The sequence below is a fragment of the Devosia sp. genome (assembly GCF_036406155.1).
GTDB lineage: Bacteria > Pseudomonadota > Alphaproteobacteria > Rhizobiales > Devosiaceae > Devosia_A.
The window spans coordinates 51,755-73,512 of sequence record NZ_DASWVV010000074.1; the positions used below are offsets into that span (position 1 = coordinate 51,755).

Below are 21,758 nucleotides of genomic sequence, written 5' to 3' on the forward strand. Positions count from 1 at the left end.
CTTACCGCCCGGCCCGGCTCGCCGCCGACGCCGCCTGTCGCCGCGCCTGCGCTTCAGGCGGCCACAGCGCCTTGGGCTCGTAGTAACCGGTAAAGGCCGGCACCCCGGGCGGCAGCGCAACCCAAGGCAGCTTGCTGCGCGTATAGATATGGACGTCGGGCTGCACCAGCGCCGGCCGGTCGAGCGTCCCGGCGCGCACGAAACGCAGATAGGGGCGCCTGCCGTAGTCGCTCCACAGCGCCGTGCGGCAGCGCGGGCAGCGGTAGATGTCATGCGGCCTGCCGCTGTCGGTGGGCACGCCGACGGGCTCGGGCTCGCCCGAAAGCACGCGGATGCGGTCGGTCTCGATCAGCGCATTGACGGCGAAGGCGCTGCCGGTCTGGCGCTGGCAGTCGAGGCAATGGCAGCAATGCACGAACATCGGCGGCGCCGTCAGTTCGTAGCGCATGTCGCCGCAGGCGCAGCCGCCGGTCAGTCCCAGTCCCATGCGCTCCCCCCCGCTTGCCCGAACCGGGATAGCACCGCCCCGGCGAAAAGCAAGCGGGCCGCCCTGGGGCGGCCCGCTCGACTGTCTCAGCTGCCGGGCTGCGGCTCCGGCGCACCGCCCGGGGCGGCGCCGGGATCGGGGCGCTTGCGGCCCGCCTTGCCGGCGGTGGGCACGCCCGTCGACTTGGGCGCCGCGTCGGCCTCGCTCTCGCGCATCGGCATCTGGCCATTGAGCAAGCCGCGGATTTCGTCGCCGGTCAGCGTCTCGTATTCGATCAGCGCCTTGGCGATGGCGTGCAGGTCGTCGATGTTGTCCCGGATCACCTGCTGCGCCGTCTGGTAGCCTTCCTCGACGAAGCGCTTGATCTCGGCGTCGACGAGTTGCTGCGTCTCGTCCGACATGTGCGTGTTGCGCTGCATCATCGAGCGGCCGAGGAACACCTCGTCCTGGGCATCGCCATAGAGCAGCGGGCCGAGCCTGTCGGACATGCCCCATTCGGTCGCCATGGCGCGGGCGAGCCCGGTCGCCATCTTGATGTCGGCGGAGGCGCCGGAAGTCACCTTCTCGTAGCCGAAGATCTCCTCCTCGGCGACGCGGCCGCCCATGGCGACGGCGAGATCGGCATAGGCCTTGCGCCGGGTGAGCGAGACCTGGTCCCGCTCCGGCAGGCGCATCACCATGCCCAGCGCGCGGCCGCGCGGGATGATGGTGGCCTTGTGGATCGGGTCGGAGGCGTCCATCTTGATGGCGAGCAGCGCGTGCCCGGCCTCGTGGTAGGCGGTGAGCTTCTTGTCTTCCTCGGTCAGGCTGAGGGTGCGGCGCTCGGCGCCCATCATCAGCTTGTCCTTGGCGTCCTCGAACTCGGCCATGGTGACGAAGCGCTTGTTGCGGCGTGCCGCCAGCAGCGCTCCCTCGTTGACGAGGTTCATGAGGTCGGCGCCGGAGAAGCCGGGCGTGCCGCGGGCCAGCACCTTGAGGTCGACGTCGGGCGCCAGCGGCACCTTGCGCACGTGCACCTTGAGGATGCGCTCGCGGCCGATGACGTCGGGGTTCGGCACCACCACCTGGCGGTCGAAGCGGCCGGGACGGAGCAACGCCGGGTCGAGCACGTCGGGACGGTTGGTCGCCGCGATGAGGATGATGCCCTCATTGGCCTCGAAGCCGTCCATCTCGACCAGCAACTGGTTCAGCGTCTGCTCGCGCTCGTCGTTGCCGCCGCCGAGCCCGGCGCCGCGGTGGCGGCCGACGGCGTCGATCTCGTCGATGAAGATGATGCACGGGGCATTCTTCTTGGCCTGCTCGAACATGTCGCGCACGCGGCTGGCGCCGACGCCGACGAACATCTCGACGAAGTCGGAGCCCGAGATGGTGAAGAACGGCACGTTGGCCTCGCCGGCCACGGAGCGGGCCAGCAGCGTCTTGCCGGTGCCGGGCGGGCCGACCAGCAGCACGCCGCGCGGAATGCGCCCGCCCAGCCGCTGGAACTTGCCCGGATCGCGCAGGAATTCGACGATCTCCTCGAGGTCCTGCTTGGCCTCATCGACGCCGGCGACGTCCTCGAAGGTGACCTTGCCCTGCGTCTCGGTCAGCAGCTTGGCGCGCGACTTGCCGAAGCCCATGGCGCCGCCGCGGCCGCCACCCTGCATCTGCCGGATGAAGAAGAACCACACGCCGATGATGACGATGAACGGCAGCCAGGAGGTGAGCAGCGCGCCCCAGATGGAGGTGCCCTCGGGCACGCGGGCGGTGATCTGCACCTTGCGGGCCTCGAGGCGGGAGACGATGTCGGCGCCCTGCGGCAGCACCGTCTCGAAGCGCGTGCCATCCTGCAGCGTTCCGGACACGACGTTTTCGGTGATGGTGACGCTGGTCACCCGGCCGGCGTCGACGTCGCTCACGAACTGGCTGTAGCTCTTGTCGGTCACCGAGATGGATCGGGTCGACGACTGGAAGACCTGGAACAGCCCCATCAGCATGAAGAGGATGACCAGCCAGATGGCGAAGTTCCGAAAATTGACGTTCATCAATCCTGTCCTGGGAGGCCTGGGCATCGGGCGGCCCGGCACTTGCAGCGAAATGTAAGCCCCGCACTGAGGCCTTACAAGGGCAAGACCTGCGTCGGATTGGCTGAAAAGTCCACCGCGCTTGCGCGCTTCCGGTTAATGCGCCGTCACGGCTGCAGCGGTTCCCGGCGGCGGCGACGCGCGGCGGCAGCGGCCCGACCTGGCTCGTTTTCGATGCTGATGGTGCCGCCCTCGCAGCGAACGAGGCATCCGTGCAGGCTCGACCGCCGGAACTCGGGTTCGCGGCGCAGCCGGTCGGCGAGCGCCTCCACCGCCGCCAGCGCGTGCGGCTTGCGGCGGCCGCCGACATGCGCGAGCAGCCGGCCCACGACCCGCACGGCCACGGCGCGCGGCAGGCCGACCAGCAGGTCGCGCTCGAACGAAACCTGCCGGGCGCCGGGAGGTACGGCGATGCCGGCAAGCGCCGCCGCGGCCGTTTGCTCCAACGCCTGGTCGGCGTCGCGCATGCGCGCCGCGAACAGTCCGATCCGCCCGGCATCAAGGCCGAGGGCCGCCAGCGGCGGCAGCATGCGGCGCCAGCGCACGCGCTCGTAGTCGAGGTCGCTGTTGGACGGGTCGGTGACCGGCGTGAGGCCCGCAGCGGCCACGACCGCATGCAGGGCGGCCGGGTCGACGCCGAGCAGCGGGCGCACGACGGTGATCCCGTCGACCTCGGAAAACAGCTCCATGCCGCGCAGCCCCTCGATGCCGCTGCCATGGGCGAGGCGCATCAACACCGTTTCGGCCTGGTCGTCGCGGTGATGGGCGGTGACCAGCGCGGCCGCACCGTCGGCGCGCATCGCGGTCGCGAACAGGCGGTAGCGCGCGGCGCGGGCCGCCTGCTGGATGCCGGTTGCCGGCTTTGCGCCTTCCCAGGCGAGGCCCCGGGCCTCGAAGCCCAGGCGCCGTGCCTCACGCAGCACGAAGGCGACTTCCGCAGCCGCTTCCGGCCGGAGCCCATGATCGACGCTGTAGACGAGGAAGCGGTCCTGGCCGCCATGCGCCTGCACGAACGCGTGCGCGAGGAGCAGCAGGGCGAGGCTGTCCGGTCCGCCCGAAACCGCGAGGGCCACCCGCTCGAACCCGAGCAAGGGCGCGAGCAGCGCGTCAGCGTCGAGCGGCGCGCCGGGGCTCACACCCGGCATTGCGCCTTGCTCTTTTCCTCCCTGAGCCGCTGCACGAATTCGGCGGTGAGGTTGGGATAGCGCTTCTCGAGCGTGAAGAAGGTCCGGCACGCGACCTCCTGCTCGCCGGCCCCGCTGAGCGCGATGCCGAGCTTCAGCATCAGGTCCGGCGCCCGCGGCGAGCCCTCGTATTTCTGGTAGCCTTCGGCCAGCACCAGCGCGGCATCGTCGTAGGCGCCCCGCTGCAGCAGCGCCTCGCCCAGCCAGTTGGTGGCATCGGGCGCCTGCGGATCGTCGGGATAGAGCGCGACGAACTGGCTGAACTGGTCCTCGGCGAAGGCATAGTCGCCGCGCATGATGGCGTCGTAGCCGGCGGCGTACTGCGCCTCGGCATCGCCGTTCGAAACCTGGGCGCCGCCGTCGAGCGAGAGATCCAGCGGCCGGCTGCCGCCCAGGGCCGGGTCCGCGGGCAGCGTGCCCAGCGCATTGGCGCCGGCCGCGTTGGTGCCGACCAGCGGATCGGCGGAATTGCCCAAATCGTCCATGGGCTCCCCTGCCCCCGCCTCGGGCACTGCCGCTGGCGCAAGCGGGGCAGGCGCCAGCGGGGCGGGCGCGAGTTGAGCCGGGGCCGGGTCCTGCGGCAACACCTCTGGCTGCGTCACGCCGCCAGCTTGGGTCGCCGCCTCAGTTTTTCCCCCCGCACCGCCTTCCAGCGCCTGGAAGCGCGCCTCGTTGTCCTCGGTCATGCGCTCGAGCAGGGTCTGCATCTGCGTGAGCTGGAACTGCAGGCCCTCGACCTGCCCGGTCAACAGCCGGATCTGTTCCTGCAGTTGCTGGATCTGCAGCTGCAGCTCGGCGGACTCGCGACTCTGCGCCACGCGCAGGCGCGGCACTTCCCCGATATCGGCCGGCGGCAGCGGGACGAGGCGGCCAAATGCGGGTACGGCGGTGTCGTGGCCGACGATCGCCGCTGCGGCGACGACCGGGGCGACGCTGCCGGCGCCAAGCAGCGCGGCCACCAGGGCCGCGCGCCGCAACCGCCTCGAAACTCTCAGGGATGGCAATTCGCTTCTCCGTCAAAAGGCTGAGCGCTGCCGGCCGGAAGGCCAGCAGTGCCCGCAATAGCCGACAATTTGGTCAAAAAAAAGCGCCGGGCCCATTGCTGGAGCCCGGCGCATGCCTCCAGTATCTCTACCGAACCCTACTGCACGACCGTCACGGCGCGGCGGTTCTGCGACCAGCACGAGATGTCGTTGCAGATCGCCACCGGCCGTTCCTTGCCGAACGACTTCGAGGTGATGCGGCCAGGATTGACGCCCTTGCTGACGAGATAGTTGACCACGACCGAGGCGCGGCGGGCGCCGAGCGCGATGTTGTACTCGCGCGTGCCGCGCTCGTCGGCATGGCCCTCGATCAGGATGCGATAGTTGGAATAGCGGTTGAGCCACACTGCCTGCTTGTCCAGCGTCTGCTGGGCGATGGGCGTGAGTGAGGACGAGTCGGTCTCAAAGAAGACACGGTCGCCCACCGTCACCAGGAATTCCTGCTGGCTGCCGGGGGCGCCGCCGCCGGGACCGAGATTGCCCACGCCCGTGGTCGGCGTGCGCGAGCATGCCGCCACCGAGACGACGACCGCGACCAGCACGAAAGCGCGCAGGAGGCCAAGGAGGGGCGTTACGGAGCGCATCCGGATGAATCTCCAAGAAGAGGAATTGAATACCGATCTTTACCGCCCGTTATCTTAAGGCGGCGTTTGCGGACAAGGTTAATTGTTTCCCAACATGTCCGGAATGTGGCCGATCCACGGGGGATTCGGCGGTGTTGCAGATGTGCCATAGGAGCCGACGCCGGTGCCCCGGGCGCGACCTCAGCTCCTGAGCGGCGACCAGGCCGGGTCCGATGCGAAGCTCTCGGTCGGGATCTGCTGCTCGTTGCGGCCCCAGATGTCGACCGAATACAGGCTCGGGCCGGAATCGCCGCCCGGATCGCGGAAGAACATGATGACGCGGCCGTTCGGGCTCCAGGTCGGGCCCTCGGCGTGGAAGCTCGACGCCAGCAGCCGTTCGCCCGATCCGTCCGGCTTCATGATGCCGATATGGAACTGGCCGCCCGACTGGCGGGTGAAGGCGATGAGATCGCCCTTGGGCGACCAGACCGGGGTCGAATAGAGGCCCTCGCCGTAGGAGATGCGCTGCGCGCCGCCGCCTCCCGCCCCCATGACGTAGAGCTGCGGGCTGCCGCCGCGGTCGCTTTCGAAGACGATGCGCGTGCCGTCGGGCGAATAGCAGGGGCTGGTGTCGATCGCCGCCCCCGAGGTCAGCTGCACCGGCGTGCTGGCGCCGATCGGCAGCGCGTAGATGTTGGTGGTGCCGCCCGCCTCGACGGAAAAGGCGACGGTCGAGCCGTCCGGAGAGAAGCGCGGCGAAAAGGTCATCTGCCCGAAGCTGCCCAGCCGCTGTTGCCGGCCGCTGCCCAGATCGAGCAGGTAGACCTGCGGATTGCCGTCCTCGAAGTTGAGGTAGGTCAGCATCTGCTGGGTCGGCGAGAAGCGCGGGGTCAGCGCCAGCGTCTTGCCCGAGGTGATGTACTGCACGTTGGCGCCATCCTGGTCCATGATGGCGAGCCGCTTGGTGCGGTTGGCCTTCGGCCCGCTTTCGGCGACGTAGACGATGCGGGTATCGAAATAGCCCGTCTCGCCGGCCAGCGACTCGTAGATGGCGTCGGAGACGATGTGGGCGATGCGGCGGTAGTTCTGCGGGTCGGTGCCGTAGGACTTGCCGACTACCTGCGCCGCGGCCTGCGTGTCCCATACGCGCACCGAAGACTGCACCTGGCCGCCGCGTTCCACCTGGCCCATGACCAGCGCGTCGACGCTCGCCGCCCGCCAGGCCGCGAAATCCGGGGTGTTCTGCACGTCGCCGACGCGGGCCGGGAGGCGCGCCGGATCGAGCGGCACGAACAGGCCCGAGCGGCGCAGATTGTTGCGCACGATATCGGCGATCTCACGCCCGAAGGCGGGGTCGGACGAGGCGAAGTCCGGGATGGCGATCGGCAGCGGGGCGAAATTGGCGCCCGACACGACGATCTGCACCAGTGCCAAGGCCGGCGTCGCGGCAGCGGCGAGGGCACCACCGGCAAGTCCGAGCTTGAGCGCCGTGCGGCGGGTAATCATGGTCATGTGCGTCTCCATTCGGTGGGGCAAGGCCCGCTGCTCATCACAGGTCGCCGGCGCGGAAGGTCACATCGACCTGGCGCCACGCCTCGTATTTTTCCGCTGCCAGCCGGTACGGGCCGCATTTGCGCACGGCATTGACCGCCGCCCGCGCAATGGAAATCCCGACCGCCGAGCTGTCCTGCTCCAGCACCCGCGGTGCGCCGGCGACGCTGCCGTCCGGATTGAGCTCGACGAGGAGGCGCACGCTCAGCCCCGAGTCGATCTCGGCGGGCAGCAGGTTCCAGCAGCTGCGCATCTGCGCCACCAGCGCATCGGTCTCCGATTGCGACAGGCGCGCCGCCTGGCCCGTCGGCTTGCCCAGGGTCGGCGTGCCGCCGGCGCCGGTGGTCGCACCGCGCGACTCTTCGGCATTGATTATGTCAGAAATATCGTCGGCGCGCCGGGCCGCCTCGTCCTGCTGGCGCTTGGCTTCCTCGGCGCGCTTGGCCTCCTGCTGGCGCTTGCGCGCCTCCTCTTCCTTGCGCTTCTTTTCGGCCTCCTGCTGCTGCTTGAAGGCGGCGCGCTTCTGGTCGAGGGAGGCCGTGCGCATGACCGGGCGCGGCGCCACCTCGGCCGGCTCGGGACTGACCTGCGGGGTCGCCAGCGCCGGCGCTTCTTCGACCGGCTCGGGCTCCGGTTCGGGAACCGGTTCCGGTTCCGGCCGCGGCATCGGTTCCACCGGCGCGGGCACCGGCTCGGGTTCGGGTGCCGGCTCTTCCACCGGCTCGGGCGCGGGCACGGGCTCCGGCGCCGTCTGCTGCGTCGGGGCCGGCGTCGGGGTGGGCGTATCCTCGGGTGTCGGCTGGTCCTGTTCGGTATTGCCGGTGGGCTGCGCCAGTTCTGCCGGCTTCACGTCCTCGACCACCGAGGGCGTTTCGGTCTCTACGATCTCGCTCTCGAGACTGCCGGCGCGGATGTTGGAGAATTCCTCGATCGGGACGAGATCGACGGCGATGGACTCGACGGGCGTCGGCTCGAGCGGGCGCGAGAAACCGACGCCGATCACGATGAGGGCGATCAGGGCCGCGTGCGCAATGGTGGAGACGGCGAGGCCCGCGCGCATCCGCTACGGCTCCGCGGCTTGATCCGTGATCAGGCCGATCCTGGAGTAGCCGGCCCCCGACAACGCGCCCATGACCCGCATCACCGCGCCGTAGTTGGCGGTGGTGTCGCCGCGCACGTAGATGCGGTCCTCGGTGCCGTTGGCGGCCAGCGCCGTCACCTCCGCCACAAGGTTCTCGAGCGCCACCGGCTGGTCGCCGATGAACACCTGCCCGTCCGGGGTCACCGAGACGGTGATCGGCTTGCGTTCGGTATTGAGCTGCCGGGCCTGCGTCTCGGGCAGGTCGATGGGCACGCCGACCGTCATCAGCGGCGCCGCGACCATGAAGATGATGAGCAGCACCAGCATTACGTCGACCATCGGGGTGACGTTGATTTCGCTCATCGGCCGGTTGCCGCCGCGCCGCCGTCCCCGCCGGCGGCCGCCGCCCCCGCCGTTTGCCATGGCCATCCCCATCAGTGCGCGCCCCGGGCTTCGAGCTGGCGGCTGAGGATGGTCGAGAACTCATCGGCGAAGCCCTCGAGGCGGCTCACCATCTTGTTGGCGTCGGCCGAGAGCTTGTTGTAGGCGATCACCGCCGGAATGGCGGCGAGCAGGCCCAGCGCCGTGGCAAACAGCGCCTCGGCGATGGGGCCGGCGACCACCGCGAGGTTGGTACTCGAGGAGGCGGCGATGGCGGTGAAGGCATTCATGATGCCCCATACCGTGCCAAAGAGGCCGATAAAGGGCGAGGCCGACCCGACCGTGGCGAGGAAGCCGAGGTTCTTTTCGAGCGTCTCGCTTTCCCGGGCGATGGCGACGTCGAGCACCTTTTCGAGCCGGGCCTGCATGCCGATGAACGAGGCCGCATTCTGCTCGTGGCTGCGCTTCCACTCCTTCATGGCGGCGACGAAGACGGCGCCCAGCCCGACGCTCGGACGCTCCGACATCTGCTGGTACAGTTCCTCCAGCGACTGGCCCGACCAGAACACGCGCTCGAAGCGGTTCATCTCGCGCCGCGTCCTGCCGAAAAGTGTCGACTTGTCGACGATGATGGCCCAGCACCAGATCGAGGCCAGCAGGAGCCCGATCATGACGGTCTTGACGATGAGGTCGGCCTGCCAGAACAGCGCCCAGATCGAAAAGTCGCTGTGCGCAGCAGCAGCGCCGACGGCATCCATAGCTTCCATGAAATCTGGTCCTTTCGGTCCGGCCCCCGCTCGGCCGGCCCTGATGCTCGGCTCGATGGGGTCCAAATTTGTCAAATTTAAGAGGGAAAGCCCCGGACGGCGGGGCTCTCCGCGCCGGTGCGAAGCGTTGCCCAAATTATCGTCAACAGATGGTTAAGAAAGTGATTCCGGGCGGGCGGGCCGCTGCCCGCGGGCCAGGCCGGAACCCGATTTCGCGCCGCACGTTTGTCGGCATCGGCGTGCCCGTGGCGCGCGCTCTCAACAAGGGAGACTGTCGATGCATCACTTCGTGAAGCCGTTGATGACTGCCGCAACGATAACGCTGTTGCTCTCGGTTGCCCCGGCGATGGCCGAAACCGTCAACCTGATGGCCGAGCTGACGGCGGCCAGCGAGGTGCCGCCCGCCGCCTCGACCGGCAGCGGCAAGCTCGAGGCTACCTTCGACACCGAGACCAAGGTGCTGACCTGGACCGTCACCTACGAGGGGCTGAGCGGCCCGGCGACGGCCGCACATTTCCACGGCCCGGCGGCCGAAGGCGAGAATGCTCCCCCCGCGCTGCCGATCGAAGGCGAACTCGCGAGCCCGATCACCGGCACCGCGACGCTGGACGAACAGCAGGCGACCGATGTGCAGGGCGGCAGCTGGTACTTCAACGTCCACACCGAGAAGTTCCCCGACGGCGAAATCCGCGGCCAGGTAGTGAAGGCCGCCATGTAGCCGACTGGCAGGCCGAGGTGGCCGGGGTTCCCGGCCGCCTCCTCACCCCGCCAGCCGCCCCCGCAGCGCCTGGGGCAGCCGGGCGGGCCCGCCGCCCGTCCTGATGGCCACCACGAGTACCTTGGCGTGGGCGATGCGGTCGCCGTGGCGACGGACAGTCTGGTCGAGTCGCAGCCGCGCCCCGGAGACGCTCTCGACCAGAGTCTCCACCTCCAGTTCGTCATCGATGTGCGCGCCGGCCTCGAATTCGATCTGCATCGAGCGCACGGCGAAGGCAATGCCGTCCCGTGCCAGCTCGGAATGGTGCACGCCGATCGAACGCAGGAACTCGGTGCGGCCGCGCTCGAAGAAGTGCAGATAGGCCGCATGGTAGACATTGCCGGAAAAGTCGGTGTCCTCGTAGTAGACGCGGACGCGGAAGCTGTGGCTGTTCACTCCGCCTCCCCCTCCCCCGGCTCCTCGAACAGGCTCGCCTGCAGGCCCATGAAGCCCTGCGGCACGCTCTTGCCCAGGTGCTGGAAGGCCAGCGCCGTGAGCAGGCGGCCGCGCGGCGTGCGCTGGATGAAGCCCTGCTGGATCAGATAGGGCTCGACGATCTCCTCGAGCGCGTCGCGCGGCTCGCTGAGCGCCGCGGCAATGGTTTCGATGCCGACAGGGCCGCCGCCGTAATGCTCGGCGATGGTGACGAGATAGCGCCGGTCGAGCTGGTCGAGCCCGCGCGCGTCGACGTCGAGGCGGAGCAGCGCCTTGTCGGCGACGCTGCGGGTAATCTCCTTCGCCCCTTCGACGAGCGCGAAATCGGTGACCCGGCGCAGGAGCCGCCCGGCGATGCGGGGGGTGCCGCGCGAACGGCGGGCAATCTCCATCGCCCCGTCCGGCGCCATGCCGATGCCGAGCAGGCGCGCGCCACGCTCGACGATCATGACCAGTTCCTCGGGCGTGTAGAAATTGAGCCGCACCGGGATGCCGAAACGGTCGCGCAACGGTGTCGTCAGCAGGCCCGCCCGCGTGGTCGCCCCCACCAGCGTGAACTTGGCCAGGTCGATGCGCACGGAGCGCGCCGCCGGGCCCTCGCCGATGATGAGGTCGAGCTGGTAGTCCTCCATGGCCGGATAGAGGATTTCCTCGATCGCCGGGTTGAGCCGGTGGATCTCGTCGATGAACAGGACGTCGCGTTCCTCGAGATTGGTGAGCAGCGCGGCGAGGTCGCCGGCGCGCGCGATCACCGGCCCCGAGGTGGCGCGGAAGCCGACCCCGAGTTCGCGCGCGACGATCTGCGCCAGCGTGGTCTTGCCCAGCCCGGGTGGCCCGACGAACAGCACGTGGTCGAGCGCCGCGCCGCGCTGCTTTGCCGCCTCGATGAAGACTTCGAGATTGGCGCGCGCCGCGGCCTGGCCGATGAACTCGGAGAAGCCGGAGGGGCGGAGCGAAACGTCGAGCGGATCGTCGCGGCCGGCCGCGGCGGAGGTCAGGGCGGTCAACTGCTCAACTCCCTCAGGCCCAGCCGGATCAGCTTCTCGGTCGGCGTGCCATCGCCCTCGCGGCCGACGACGCGGGCCACCGCTGCCGAGGCCTGGGCACTGGAATAGCCGAGGTTTGAGAGCGCCGACACGGCGTCGGCCACGTTGCCGGCAGCCACCCCCTCGCCCAGCGCCGCCTGCAGCCCGAGCACGCCCACGTCAACGCTGCCGAGGGCCGGCACCTTGCCCTTGAGCTCGGTGACGATGCGCAGCGCGAGCTTGGGCCCGACGCCGTTGGCGCGGCCGACCATGGCCTTGTCCTGCAGCGCGATGGCGCTCGCCAGTTCCGAGACCGAGAGCACCGAGAGCACGGCCAGCGCCACGCGGGCGCCCACCCCCTGCACCGTCATCAGCGTCGTGAACCACGCCTTCTCGGCCTCGCTGGCGAAGCCGTAGAGCCGGATCATGTCCTCGCGCACGACCATCTCGACATGCAGCACGGCGGCATGGCCGACCTGCGGCAGCGCCCCGAGCGTGCGCGCCGAGCAGAACGCCTCGTAGACCACCCCGCCCACGTCGATATGGACGAAATCGTCGCCGAAGCCGTCAACGAGACCCTTGAGCTTGCCGATCATGCGCCGACGACCAGGCGGCGATGGGCGCGATGATGCGCGTGGCAGATGGCGATGGCCAGCGCATCGGCGGCATCGGCTCCCTTGAAGCTGGCGCCCGGCAGCAGCGTCCTGACCATCAGTTGCACCTGCTCCTTGTCGGCGTGGCCGGTGCCGACCACCGATTTCTTGACCAGATTGGCGGCGTACTCGCCCACCGGCAGTCCGAGCGCGGCCGGCGTCATCAGCGCGACACCGCGCGCCTGGCCGAGTTGCAGCGCAGAACGCGCGCCCTGGTTGACGAAGGTCTCCTCGACCGCGGCCTCCTCCGGACGGTACTCGCCGATCACGGCGCTGAGGCCGGCATGCAGGTCGGCCAGCCGCTGCGCCAGCGTCTGCGCCACGTCCGGCGTCAGCGTGCCGCACGCGACGAAGCCGAGCCGGTTGCCGCTCGACTCGATGATGCCCCACCCGCACCGCCTGAGGCCGGGATCGATGCCCATGATTCGCGTCACTTCACTCATGCCCAAGCTTTAGGCCAAGGCGGCGAGGCTACCAAGCGCCAAGTGAACAAACCGGAAACGGCGGGAGGAGAGGCGCGATCGGTACAATTGTAGCCATACGCACAACTACGGCTTCAGTCGTGGCGCGCTAGGGGAGGGCCGGGCGGATCGGGGGCCGCCGAAGATGAGCATGAAAGACCTGCCCGCCGCCGCCTGGGCAACGATCTGGCGCTGGACCGCCATCCTCACGACGCTCTCCGTGGCGGCCTCGGTCGCCGTGTCGCATGTCCTGCTTTCCGGCCTGTCGCAAGGCCTCAGCGATGTCGGGCTGGCGGCCGCAGTGCTGCTGCCGGTGCTGCTGGGCGGCCCGATGACGTTCTGGCACCTGGTCCGCGTCCAGCAGTTGAAGCTGGCCAACGAGCGGCTGCAGGTGCTGGCGTCCACCGACTGGCTCACCGCGTCCCTCAACCGGCGTGCCTTCACCCAGCAGGTGTCGGCCCGCCTTACCTCCCCCGAGGCGCGGGAGGGGAGCAGCTGCGGTGCGCTACTGGTCATCGACGCCGACCACTTCAAGCTGGTCAACGACCTGTTCGGGCACGACCACGGCGATGCGGCCCTGCAGCGGATCGCCGAGGTCATCCGCGCCAAGGTGCGCGAGAACGACCTGGTCTGCCGCATGGGAGGCGAGGAGTTCGGCGTGTTCCTGGACGGCGCCGACGCCGAAACCGCGGGGCTGATCGCCGAGCGCATCCGCTATGGCGTCAACCGCATCGACTTCGCCCCGCACGGCGAGATTCACCCGCTCTCGGTCAGCATCGGCGCGGCCATGAGCGACGGCACGGCCAGCTTCAGCGACCTGTTCCGCACCGCCGACCAGCACCTGTATGCGGCCAAGCGGGCCGGCCGCAACCGTTGCCGGCTCGCGGAGGGCCGGCCACGGACGCCACCGGCTCCCGCCGCGGCCGGCGCCGCGATGCCGGCGGGAGGCCCGTGACGCGGCGGCTCAGCCCGCCAGTTTCTGGGCGTCCTCGTCGTCCATCTCGAAATTGGCATAGACGTTCTGGACGTCGTCGTCGTCCTCGAGCAGGCCGATCAGCTTCATCAGCGTCGCGCCCTTTTCGGCGTCGACGGTCACGTAATTCTGCGGCCGCCAGATGGCCTTGACCGATTCCGGCTCGCCCAGCGCCTTTTCGATGGCCGCCGCGGCCTCGCCCATGGCTTCGAACGAGGTGTAGATCCAGTGGCCCTCCTCGTCGCTCTCGACGTCGTCGGCACCCGCCTCGATGGCCGCCTCCATCACCGCATCGGCGCTGCCGGCCGCCGCCGGGTAGGCGATCTCGCCAACGCGGTCGAACATGAACGCTACCGAGTTGGACTCACCCAAGGCGCCGCCGTTCTTGGCAAAGGTCGAGCGCAGGTTGGAGGCGGTGCGGTTGCGGTTGTCGGTCAGCGCTTCGACGATCATCGCCACGCCGCCGGGGCCATAGCCCTCGTAGCGGATCTCCTCGTAGTTCTCGCCTTCCGAGCCGGTCGCCTTCTTGATGGCGCGGTCGATATTGTCCTTGGGCATCGACTGCGCCCGGGCATTGGCGACGGCGAGCCGCAGGCGGGCATTGAAGGCCGGGTCGGGCGCGCCCAGCTTGGCGGCCACGGTGATTTCGCGCGCCAGCTTGGAGAAGACCTTGGAGCGGGCAGCGTCGCTCTTGCCCTTGCGGTGCATGATGTTCTTGGCATGCGAATGGCCAGCCATCCGGGCATCCTTTTCGAACTGATCTGAAATGTCGGCGCTATATAGGCGGGGCGGGCCGGATTGTGAAGCCGCGCCACGCCCCGGCTCGAGGCTCAGAAGGCCGGCAGGGCCTGCGCCAGCGTACCGCCGATGCGGACCGGGCTGACCCGCAGGGCGAGGCCGCTGGTGGCGTCGGTTTCGATGGCCACCCCGCACAGCGTCGCCTCCCCCTCGGCCGGCGTGAAGCGGCCCTGCGGAATGCCGGTGAGGAAGCGATTGAGCGGTTCCTCGGGGTCGACCCCGATGATCGAGTCGAAGTCTCCGCACATGCCGGCATCGGCCACCAGCGCCGTCCCACCCTTGAGGATGCGGTGGTCGGCGGTGGGAATGTGGGTGTGGGTGCCGACGACGAGGCTCGCCCGCCCGTCGAGGAAGAACCCCATGCCCTGGATCTCCGAGGTGGCTTCGGTGTGGAAGTCCACCACCACGGCGTCGGCCTGCTCGCCCAGCGGGCAGACGGCGATGGCTGCCTCGACCGCCCGGAACGGATCGTCGATGGGCGGCATGAACACCCGGCCCAGGGCATTGATCACCAGCACGCGGTGGCCGTTGCGGCCTTCGATCAGGTTGGCGCCACGCCCCGGCGCACCCGGCGCCATGTTGAGGGGGCGCAGCAGCGTCGGCTCGCGCGCGATGTAGGACTGCGTATCGCGCTGGTCGAAGGCATGGTCGCCGAGCGTCACCACGTCCGCCCCGGCCGCCCGCAATTCGTTGAAATGCGGCTCGGTGAGGCCCTTGCCGTGGCTGGCGTTTTCGCCGTTCACCACGACGAAATCGAACCGGTAGTCGCGGATCAGGCCCGGCAGCCGCTCCGCCACCGCGTCGCGCCCGGCGCGGCCGACGACGTCGCCCAGAAACAGGAGTCTCATGGCGCCGCGGCCTGCCCGGTGAAGTGGCGGACGCCGTGCTCGGTGATCACGGCATCCAGCTGCAGGTCGTGGGCGGCGCGCGGCACGAGGTCGACCTCCTGCGCGGCAAAGGCGAAGCCGACGAGCCGCGGCTTGCGCTGCATGGCCGCGACCGTACGGTCGTAATAGCCGCCCCCGTAGCCGAGCCGGGTGCCGAGCCGATCGAAGCCGAGGAGCGGCACCAGCACCAGATCGGGCGTGGCCAAAGGCGCGCTTTCGTCCGGCGCCAGCGTGCCGAAGCCGGCGGGATAGAGCGGCGCCCCTTGCTGCCACAGGCGCATCGCCAGCGGCTGCTCGGGGCCGACGACGACGGGCAGGCAGACGCGCCAGCCCTCATCCACGAGACGGGCCACGATCGGCCGGCAGTCGAGTTCGTCGCGGATGGGCCAGTAGGCGGCGACCACCTCCTCCGGGGCCAGCGGCACCTCGGCGAAGAAAAGGTCGGCGACGGCCGTGGCGGCGTCGCTCCGATGCGCCTCGAGGAACTGGGCACGCTGCCTGTGCGCCTGCGCCCTGAGCGCCGCCTTGGCAGCTTCGATCGTGGTGTCGTCCATGGCCACCCGGGCGCGCGAGTTAACGCGAGTAAAGGTGCCGCCCTGGCCGTGGGATATTCGATCCCGGGAACCTACCTGAGTAGGTGGGCGCCGTGTGTCCGGACCCACGGGCCCGGTCAGGGACAGCTCCCTTTGAGATCGATAAGGCCCCGGGGATATTGATGATCCATCACGCACCGGGCAGCACACCGAGATATAGTGCGTCGGCGCCGGGGTGCAAAGTCAAGATTGCGCGGGCCCGGATCAGGTGGAACTGGGACCAGCCCCCGTCTCGTCGATGGCGGTGGCGATGGCCTCGACCTTGCGGGCCGCCTCGTTGAGGCGCTTGGCGAACTTGCGCTCGAGTTCCTCGGCCTCGCGCGTCAGCGCCTCGCCCGCCGCGGCGAGGTTGGCGACGTCCTGCTTGAGCAGCGCGATCTTGCGCTCGGCCTCGGCCAGTTCATCGAGCACGGCGATGCCGGCCATGACGGTGAGACGGTTGTCCCCGATCTCGCCGAAATCGCCCTTGAACGCCTCTATGTGGCTGTTGAAGCGCTCGGCCAGGCCCAGCAGGTGCGTCTCCTGGCCGTCCTCGCAGGCCATCCGGTACCTGCGGCCGTTGATTTCGACATTGACCTCGGGCATCGAGCTTTCCTCACACTGCCAGACGTTACTCGACGAGCACTTCGCGCACCGTTTCCATGGCGGAAACGAGCCGGCGCGCCACCTCGGCCGCACTGTCGTCGAGGCGCCTGGCGCGGGCCGCCGCCTTGTCCAGTTCGCTGGCGAACTTCGCCCGCTCCTGGATGAGCTTCTGCGTATCGGCCTCGATGCGGCTGTGCGAGCGCATGCGTCCGTTGAGGCTGCGCACGCTGGCCTCCAGCCGTGCGAAGGCCCGTTCCAGCCGCGCCGCCGCCGCCTCGTACCCCTCCTCGGAAGTCGTCTCCGCCACCCTCGCCGTCCTGCACGCTTCGAATGCTGCTAGCATTGCAGTCTTCGGCGCATGGATCAATGCAACCGGCGGCCGCATTGACAGCAAAGCGGAACCTGCTAAGCCTCCTGCGCGCCTTTCAGGCCCCTTTGCGGGCGTGCTCCATCCAGTCGCAAGCCAACAGACGAGCGGGAACCCATGACCAATTCTGCCCACGCCAATGCCATGGCGAACGCCATCCGTTCCCTCTCCATGGATGCCGTCGAGAAGGCCAATTCGGGTCATCCGGGCCTGCCGATGGGATGCGCCGACATCGCCACCGTGCTGTTCACCAAGGTGATGAAGTTCGACCCCAAGGCCCCGTGGTGGCCCGACCGCGACCGCTTCGTGCTGTCGGCCGGGCATGGTTCGATGCTGCTCTACGCCTCGCTCTACCTGCTCGGCTACGAGGACATGACGATCGACCAGATCAAGCAGTTCCGCCAGCTCAACGCCAAGACCGCCGGCCACCCCGAGTACCATTTCGCCGACGGCATCGAGACCACCACCGGCCCGCTCGGCCAGGGTCTGGGCAACGCCGTCGGCATGGCCATCGCCGAGGCCAAGCTCGCTGCCGAGTTCGGCGCCGACCTCGTCGACCACCATACCTGGGTGCTGGCCGGCGACGGCTGCCTCATGGAGGGCATCAGCCAGGAGGCGATCTCGCTGGCCGGGCACCTCAAGCTCCACAAGCTGGTGGTCATCTGGGACAACAACAACATCACCATCGACGGCGCCGTGTCCAACGCCGACTCGACCGACCAGATCGCCCGCTTCAAGGCCGTCGGCTGGCGCACCGTCGAGATCGACGGCCACGACCAGGCGCAGATCGAGAGGGCGCTCAACGAGGCGAAGACCTCCGACAGGCCGACGCTGATCGCGGCCAGGACCACCATCGGCTTCGGCGCGCCGAACAAGGCGGGGACCCACGGCGTGCACGGCTCGCCGCTCGGCGCCGAGGAACTGGCGGCGGCCAAGCAGAAGCTCGGCATCACCTATCCCGCCTTCGAGATTCCGGCCGAGACGCTCAATGCCTGGCGCGCCGCCGGCGGCCGCTCGGCCAATGCCCGTTCGGGCTGGGAAGCCCGCCTGGCTGCCGCCAGTGCGGAGCGGCGCGCCGAGTTCGAACGGCGCCTCAAGGGCGATTTGTCCCCGGCCTTCGCGCCGGCCGTCGCCGCCTTCAAGCAGAAACTGGTCGCCGACAAGCCGAAGGTCGCCACCCGCAAGGCCTCGCAGATGGCGCTGGAGGTGATCAACGGCGCCCTGCCCGAGACCATCGGCGGCTCCGCCGACCTCACCGGCTCGAACCTTACCAATACCTCGCAGACGGTGCCCTTCACCGCCGCCGACCGCAGCGGCCGCTATCTGCGCTACGGCATCCGCGAGCACGAAATGGCGGCGGCCATGAACGGCATTGCCCTGCACAAGGGGCTCATCCCCTACGGCGGCACCTTCCTGGTGTTCACCGACTACGCCCGCCCCGCCATCCGGCTGTCGGCACTGATGGGCCAGCGCGTCGTCTATGTCATGACCCATGACTCGATCGGACTCGGCGAGGACGGCCCGACACACCAGCCGGTCGAGCATCTCTCCGCCCTGCGGGCCATTCCCAACCTGCTGGTGCTGCGACCCGCGGATGCCGTCGAAACGCTGGAGTGCTGGCAGATCGCCCTCGAGCACAAGGACGGCCCGTCGATCCTGGCGCTGTCGCGCCAGAACCTGCCGGCGCTGCGCACCGAGAACGTCGACGAAAACCTGTGCGCCAAGGGCGCCTACGTCATCGCCGGCGACGAGGATGCGGACGCGCTGATCTTTGCCACCGGCTCGGAAGTGGCGATCGCCATCGACAGCCTCAAGCTGCTGGCCGAACGCGGCATCTCGGGCAGGGTCGTCTCCGTCCCCTCGCTGGAACTGTTCGCCCGCCAGGACCGGGACTACCGCAACGCCGTGATCGGCTCCCCCAAGGCGAAGGTGGCCATCGAGGCCGGCATCGCCATGAGCTGGGGCGCGCTGCTGGGCGACACCGGCCGCTTCGTGGGCATGAGCAATTTCGGTGCCAGCGCCCCGGCCGAGGCGCTCTACGAGCATTTCGGCATCACCGCAAAAGGTATCGTTGAAGCGGTGGCGGCGCAGTTGTAAGAAGGCCGCCTCGCATCCCGGCACTTTCCATCTCGATCCCAAAGGAGCCACCAATGGCCGTTCGCGTCGCAATCAATGGGTTTGGTCGTATCGGACGCAATATTCTGCGTGCGGTCGTCGAGAGCGGGCGCACCGACATCCAGGTGGTGGCAGTCAACGATCTGGGCCCGGTCGAGACCAACGCCCATCTGCTGCGCTTCGACAGCGTCCACGGCCGCTTCCCGCACGAGGTGACCGTTGCCGGCGACACCATCACTGCCGGCAACCAGAGCTTCAAGGTGACCGCCGTCAAGGATCCGGCGCAGCTGCCGCACAAGGAGCTCGGCGTCGACATCGTGCTCGAATGCACCGGCATCTTCGCCAGCAAGGAAAAGGCCTCGGCGCACCTGACGGCGGGTGCGAGGAAGGTGATCGTCTCGGCCCCCGCCGAGGGCGCCGACCTTACGGTCGTCTACGGCATCAACCACGACCAGCTCGGCAAGGAGCACGTCGTCATCTCCAACGGCTCGTGCACGACCAACTGCCTCGCGCCCATGGCCCAGACCATGCACCAGCTGGTGGGCATCGAGAAAGGCATGATGACGACCGTCCATTCCTACACCGGTGACCAGCCGACGCTCGACACCATGCACAAGGATCTCTACCGCGCCCGTGCCGCGGCGCTCTCCCAGATCCCGACGTCCACCGGCGCCGCCAAGGCCATCGGCCTCGTGCTGCCCGAACTCAAGGGCAAGCTGGACGGCGTCTCCATCCGGGTACCGACCCCGAATGTGTCGCTGGTCGACCTCAAGTTCATGTCCGGGCGCCCGACCACGGCGCAGGAAGTCAACGACGCGCTGGTCGCCGCGGCGGACGGCAGGCTCAAGGGCGTCATGACCTACACCCGGCACCCTCTGGTTTCGAGCGACCTCAATCACGACCCGCATTCGGCGACGATCCTGCTCGACCAGACCAAGGTGATCGACGGCAACTTCGTCAACATCATGGGCTGGTACGACAACGAGTGGGGCTTCTCCAACCGCATGTGCGACGTGACCGCGACATTGGCCAGGACGCTCTAGGGCGGCGGCGCCAGACCGGCAGTACGGGCCAGGACGGCCCGATGTTGCACCGTATCATCCGCTGGCGGTCGCTCGCGTGGCCCGGCTATGAGCACTGCGAAGTCCACGAGAGCGCCGACGGCGTCCTCGTGCGCAGCGTTCTCGCCGGCGAGCGCGACGGCCACAAGTACGGAGCCCACTACGAGATCGGGCTCGACCCCGGCTGGGTCTTCCGCGGCCTGCGGCTGGAGCGCACCGACGGCGAGGTGCTGCTGCTCAATGCCGACGGGCGCGGGCACTGGACCGACGGCGAGCACCGGCGCCTGCCCCAGCTCGACGGCTGCCTCGATATCGACCTGTCGGGCTCGCCCCTCACCAACACCCTGCCGATCCGGCGGGCCGGGCTCGTGCCCGGGACTCCGCAGCGCCTGCGCATGGCATGGATCCCGCTGGACCTGCTCAAGCCGCGCCCCGAGGAGCAGGTCTACACGAAGCTCGACGAGCGGCGCTTCCTGTACGAGTCCGGGGACGGCACCTTCCGGGCCGAACTGGAGACCGATGACGCCGGGCTGATCGTCCGCTACCCCGGTCTGTTCGAACAGCTCTGAGCCGTCGGGGCCGCACCGGCGGGAGGCGCTGCCGCCGGGGCCTGTTGTCCCGACCGCATTCCTTGCTATAGCAGCGGCAGCAACGGCAAGCGGCGGACAGGACCCATGGCGAACTTCAAGACCCTCGACGGCCTCGACCTCAGGGGCAAGAACGTGCTCGTGCGGGCCGACCTCAACGTCCCGGTCGCCGACGGCAAGGTCACCGATGCCACCCGCATCGAGCGCATCGTGCCCACCCTTCGCGAGATCATCAAGGTGGACGGCAAGGCCATCCTGCTCTCCCATTTCGGCCGCCCCAAGGGCAAGGTCGACGCCGCCTATTCGCTCGAGCAGGTGGTGCCCGCGGTGGCCGACGAGACCGGCCACCCGGTCGGCTTCATCGCCACCGACTGGACCGATGTCACGGCGGCCAGGCGCGCCATCGACAGCGCCCCGGCGGGCAGCGTGCTGGTGCTCGAGAATACGCGTTTCCATCCGGGGGAGGAGGCGAACGACGCGGCGCTGGCCGCCCGCATGGCGACGCTCGGCGATCTCTATGTCAACGACGCGTTCTCGGCCGCGCACCGCGCCCATGCCTCGACCGAGGGGCTGGCCCATCTGCTGCCGGCGGCGGCCGGCCGCGCCATGCAGGCCGAACTGGAAGCCCTAGAAAAGGGGCTCGGCAACCCGCAGCGGCCGGTCATCGCGCTGGTCGGCGGGGCCAAGGTGTCGACCAAGATCGAACTGCTCGAGAACCTGATCACCAGGGTCGAGGCGCTGGTCATCGGCGGGGCCATGGCCAACACCTTCCTGCACGCCATGGGCAGGAGCGTGGGCAAGTCGCTGGCCGAAAAGGACCTCGCGGACCTCGCCAACACCATCCTCGAGAAGGCCGAGGCGGCGCGCTGCGCCGTGATCCTGCCCATCGACGCCACCGTCGCCTGGCATTTCGAGGCCAATGCCCCGAACCGCACCTACGGGCTGGACGCCATGGACCCGGACGGCATGATCCTCGACGTCGGCCCCAATTCGGTCGAGCGCATCAAGGGCGCCATCGACGAAGCCCGCACGCTGGTGTGGAACGGCCCGCTCGGCGCCTTCGAACTGCCGCCCTTCGACCGGGCGACGAGCGAGGTCGCGCGCTACGCGGCGAGCCGCACCAAGGCGGGCAAGCTGGTGTCGGTGGCCGGCGGCGGCGACACCGTGGCGGCGCTCGCCCATGCCGGCGTCAAGGACGATTTCACCTACGTTTCGACGGCTGGCGGCGCCTTCCTCGAATGGATGGAAGGCAAGCCGCTGCCGGGCGTCGAAGCCCTGCGCCAGGCCTGACGACCGCCCTCGGGCAGGTGCCCGGCGGCGGCGCCGCCGCCAGGCGGAATG

At 69.1% G+C, this 21,758-nt stretch carries 24 protein-coding genes and 1 other RNA gene; 6 read left to right on the top strand and 19 right to left on the bottom strand.

All coding sequences use genetic code 11. The features are described 5' to 3' along the window. Nucleotide 1: 1 nt before the first annotated feature. The 9 genes from VGD93_RS04865 to tolQ form a co-directional block, all read right to left on the bottom strand. Nucleotides 2–487: a GFA family protein gene (locus VGD93_RS04865; RefSeq protein WP_395009737.1), complete on the bottom strand. Its 486-nt coding sequence runs from the start codon at nucleotides 485–487 to the stop codon at nucleotides 2–4. Between the two features lie 86 nt (nucleotides 488–573). After that, a complete protein-coding gene (gene ftsH / locus VGD93_RS04870) occupies nucleotides 574–2,511 on the bottom strand; it encodes an ATP-dependent zinc metalloprotease FtsH (protein WP_395009739.1) in 1,938 nt (645 codons plus the stop codon). A 146-nt stretch (nucleotides 2,512–2,657) separates the two neighbouring features. Further along, a complete protein-coding gene (gene tilS, locus VGD93_RS04875; protein ID WP_395009741.1) occupies nucleotides 2,658–3,695 on the bottom strand; it encodes a tRNA lysidine(34) synthetase TilS in 1,038 nt (345 codons plus the stop codon). Continuing rightward, nucleotides 3,683–4,738: a tol-pal system protein YbgF gene (gene ybgF / locus VGD93_RS04880; protein ID WP_395009743.1), complete on the bottom strand. Its 1,056-nt coding sequence runs from the start codon at nucleotides 4,736–4,738 to the stop codon at nucleotides 3,683–3,685. Before ybgF ends, tilS begins: the two co-directional genes overlap by 13 nt. A 137-nt stretch (nucleotides 4,739–4,875) precedes the next feature. Next, complete coding sequence (gene pal / locus VGD93_RS04885; RefSeq protein WP_395009745.1) at nucleotides 4,876–5,361, bottom strand: peptidoglycan-associated lipoprotein Pal; 486 nt, start codon at nucleotides 5,359–5,361, stop codon at nucleotides 4,876–4,878. Nucleotides 5,362–5,541: 180 nt separating this feature from the next. Then, nucleotides 5,542–6,852, bottom strand: a complete 1,311-nt coding sequence (gene tolB, locus VGD93_RS04890; protein WP_395009747.1) for a Tol-Pal system beta propeller repeat protein TolB — start codon at nucleotides 6,850–6,852, stop codon at nucleotides 5,542–5,544. Nucleotides 6,853–6,889: 37 nt separating this feature from the next. Continuing rightward, nucleotides 6,890–7,951 carry a hypothetical protein gene (locus VGD93_RS04895; protein WP_395009749.1) on the bottom strand — a complete coding sequence of 354 codons (1,062 nt, stop codon included), beginning with the start codon at nucleotides 7,949–7,951 and terminating at the stop codon, nucleotides 6,890–6,892. A 3-nt stretch (nucleotides 7,952–7,954) separates the two neighbouring features. After that, on the bottom strand, nucleotides 7,955–8,407 hold the full coding sequence (gene tolR / locus VGD93_RS04900) for a protein TolR (RefSeq protein WP_395009751.1): 453 nt from the start codon (nucleotides 8,405–8,407) through the stop codon (nucleotides 7,955–7,957). Beyond that, nucleotides 8,407–9,111 (bottom strand): protein TolQ, encoded by a 705-nt coding sequence (gene tolQ, locus VGD93_RS04905; RefSeq protein WP_395009807.1) that lies wholly within the window; start codon nucleotides 9,109–9,111, stop codon nucleotides 8,407–8,409. The genes tolR and tolQ overlap by 1 nt, the downstream gene beginning before the upstream one ends. Nucleotides 9,112–9,397: 286 nt before the next feature. Between tolQ and VGD93_RS04910 the strand changes: the two genes are divergently transcribed. Then, nucleotides 9,398–9,838, top strand: a complete 441-nt coding sequence (locus tag VGD93_RS04910; protein WP_395009753.1) for a CHRD domain-containing protein — start codon at nucleotides 9,398–9,400, stop codon at nucleotides 9,836–9,838. 42 nt (nucleotides 9,839–9,880) lie between these two features. Here VGD93_RS04910 and ybgC read toward each other — a convergent pair whose 3' ends face one another. Genes ybgC through ruvC form a run of 4 tightly spaced genes read right to left on the bottom strand, consistent with a single transcriptional unit; the run spans nucleotide 9,881 to nucleotide 12,433 of the window. Beyond that, nucleotides 9,881–10,273 carry a tol-pal system-associated acyl-CoA thioesterase gene (ybgC, locus tag VGD93_RS04915; RefSeq protein ID WP_395009755.1) on the bottom strand — a complete coding sequence of 131 codons (393 nt, stop codon included), beginning with the start codon at nucleotides 10,271–10,273 and terminating at the stop codon, nucleotides 9,881–9,883. Beyond that, nucleotides 10,270–11,319 carry a Holliday junction branch migration DNA helicase RuvB gene (gene ruvB, locus VGD93_RS04920; protein WP_395009757.1) on the bottom strand — a complete coding sequence of 350 codons (1,050 nt, stop codon included), beginning with the start codon at nucleotides 11,317–11,319 and terminating at the stop codon, nucleotides 10,270–10,272. Before ruvB ends, ybgC begins: the two co-directional genes overlap by 4 nt. Then, on the bottom strand, nucleotides 11,316–11,933 hold the full coding sequence (gene ruvA / locus VGD93_RS04925) for a Holliday junction branch migration protein RuvA (protein ID WP_395009759.1): 618 nt from the start codon (nucleotides 11,931–11,933) through the stop codon (nucleotides 11,316–11,318). Before ruvA ends, ruvB begins: the two co-directional genes overlap by 4 nt. After that, nucleotides 11,930–12,433 carry a crossover junction endodeoxyribonuclease RuvC gene (gene ruvC, locus VGD93_RS04930; RefSeq protein ID WP_395009761.1) on the bottom strand — a complete coding sequence of 168 codons (504 nt, stop codon included), beginning with the start codon at nucleotides 12,431–12,433 and terminating at the stop codon, nucleotides 11,930–11,932. Before ruvC ends, ruvA begins: the two co-directional genes overlap by 4 nt. 169 nt (nucleotides 12,434–12,602) lie before the next feature. On the opposite strand from ruvC, the gene VGD93_RS04935 reads away from it, so the two are divergent. Further along, entirely contained in the window at nucleotides 12,603–13,406 is an 804-nt protein-coding gene (locus VGD93_RS04935) for a GGDEF domain-containing protein (RefSeq protein WP_395009763.1), read from the top strand. A 9-nt stretch (nucleotides 13,407–13,415) separates the two neighbouring features. Here VGD93_RS04935 and VGD93_RS04940 read toward each other — a convergent pair whose 3' ends face one another. The 6 genes from VGD93_RS04940 to VGD93_RS04965 all read right to left on the bottom strand — a co-directional run bounded on the left by VGD93_RS04940 (nucleotide 13,416) and on the right by VGD93_RS04965 (nucleotide 16,594). Beyond that, on the bottom strand, nucleotides 13,416–14,162 hold the full coding sequence (locus VGD93_RS04940) for a YebC/PmpR family DNA-binding transcriptional regulator (RefSeq protein WP_395009766.1): 747 nt from the start codon (nucleotides 14,160–14,162) through the stop codon (nucleotides 13,416–13,418). 92 nt (nucleotides 14,163–14,254) lie between these two features. After that, a complete protein-coding gene (locus VGD93_RS04945; RefSeq protein WP_395009768.1) occupies nucleotides 14,255–15,070 on the bottom strand; it encodes a TIGR00282 family metallophosphoesterase in 816 nt (271 codons plus the stop codon). Next, complete coding sequence (locus VGD93_RS04950; protein WP_395009771.1) at nucleotides 15,067–15,663, bottom strand: 5-formyltetrahydrofolate cyclo-ligase; 597 nt, start codon at nucleotides 15,661–15,663, stop codon at nucleotides 15,067–15,069. The genes VGD93_RS04945 and VGD93_RS04950 overlap by 4 nt, the downstream gene beginning before the upstream one ends. A gap of 30 nt (nucleotides 15,664–15,693) precedes the next feature. Next, nucleotides 15,694–15,853, bottom strand: a non-coding RNA gene (gene ssrS, locus VGD93_RS04955) — 6S RNA. A 53-nt stretch (nucleotides 15,854–15,906) separates the two neighbouring features. Beyond that, on the bottom strand, nucleotides 15,907–16,287 hold the full coding sequence (locus VGD93_RS04960; protein WP_395009773.1) for a cell division protein ZapA: 381 nt from the start codon (nucleotides 16,285–16,287) through the stop codon (nucleotides 15,907–15,909). Nucleotides 16,288–16,312: 25 nt separating this feature from the next. Beyond that, on the bottom strand, nucleotides 16,313–16,594 hold the full coding sequence (locus VGD93_RS04965) for a DUF4164 family protein (RefSeq protein WP_395009775.1): 282 nt from the start codon (nucleotides 16,592–16,594) through the stop codon (nucleotides 16,313–16,315). A 177-nt stretch (nucleotides 16,595–16,771) separates the two neighbouring features. Here VGD93_RS04965 and tkt point away from each other — a divergent pair, with 177 nt between their 5' ends. The 4 genes from tkt (at nucleotide 16,772) to VGD93_RS04985 (ending at nucleotide 21,707) form a co-directional block, all read left to right on the top strand. Next, the gene (gene tkt, locus VGD93_RS04970) at nucleotides 16,772–18,751 is read left to right on the top strand and encodes a transketolase (protein ID WP_395009777.1); all 1,980 of its coding nucleotides are present in this window, start codon (nucleotides 16,772–16,774) and stop codon (nucleotides 18,749–18,751) included. Between the two features lie 53 nt (nucleotides 18,752–18,804). Then, a complete protein-coding gene (gene gap, locus VGD93_RS04975) occupies nucleotides 18,805–19,812 on the top strand; it encodes a type I glyceraldehyde-3-phosphate dehydrogenase (RefSeq protein ID WP_395009780.1) in 1,008 nt (335 codons plus the stop codon). A 41-nt stretch (nucleotides 19,813–19,853) separates the two neighbouring features. Then, complete coding sequence (locus VGD93_RS04980; RefSeq protein ID WP_395009783.1) at nucleotides 19,854–20,399, top strand: putative glycolipid-binding domain-containing protein; 546 nt, start codon at nucleotides 19,854–19,856, stop codon at nucleotides 20,397–20,399. Nucleotides 20,400–20,504: 105 nt separating this feature from the next. Beyond that, entirely contained in the window at nucleotides 20,505–21,707 is a 1,203-nt protein-coding gene (locus VGD93_RS04985; RefSeq protein ID WP_395009785.1) for a phosphoglycerate kinase, read from the top strand. Nucleotides 21,708–21,758: the final 51 nt, after the last annotated feature.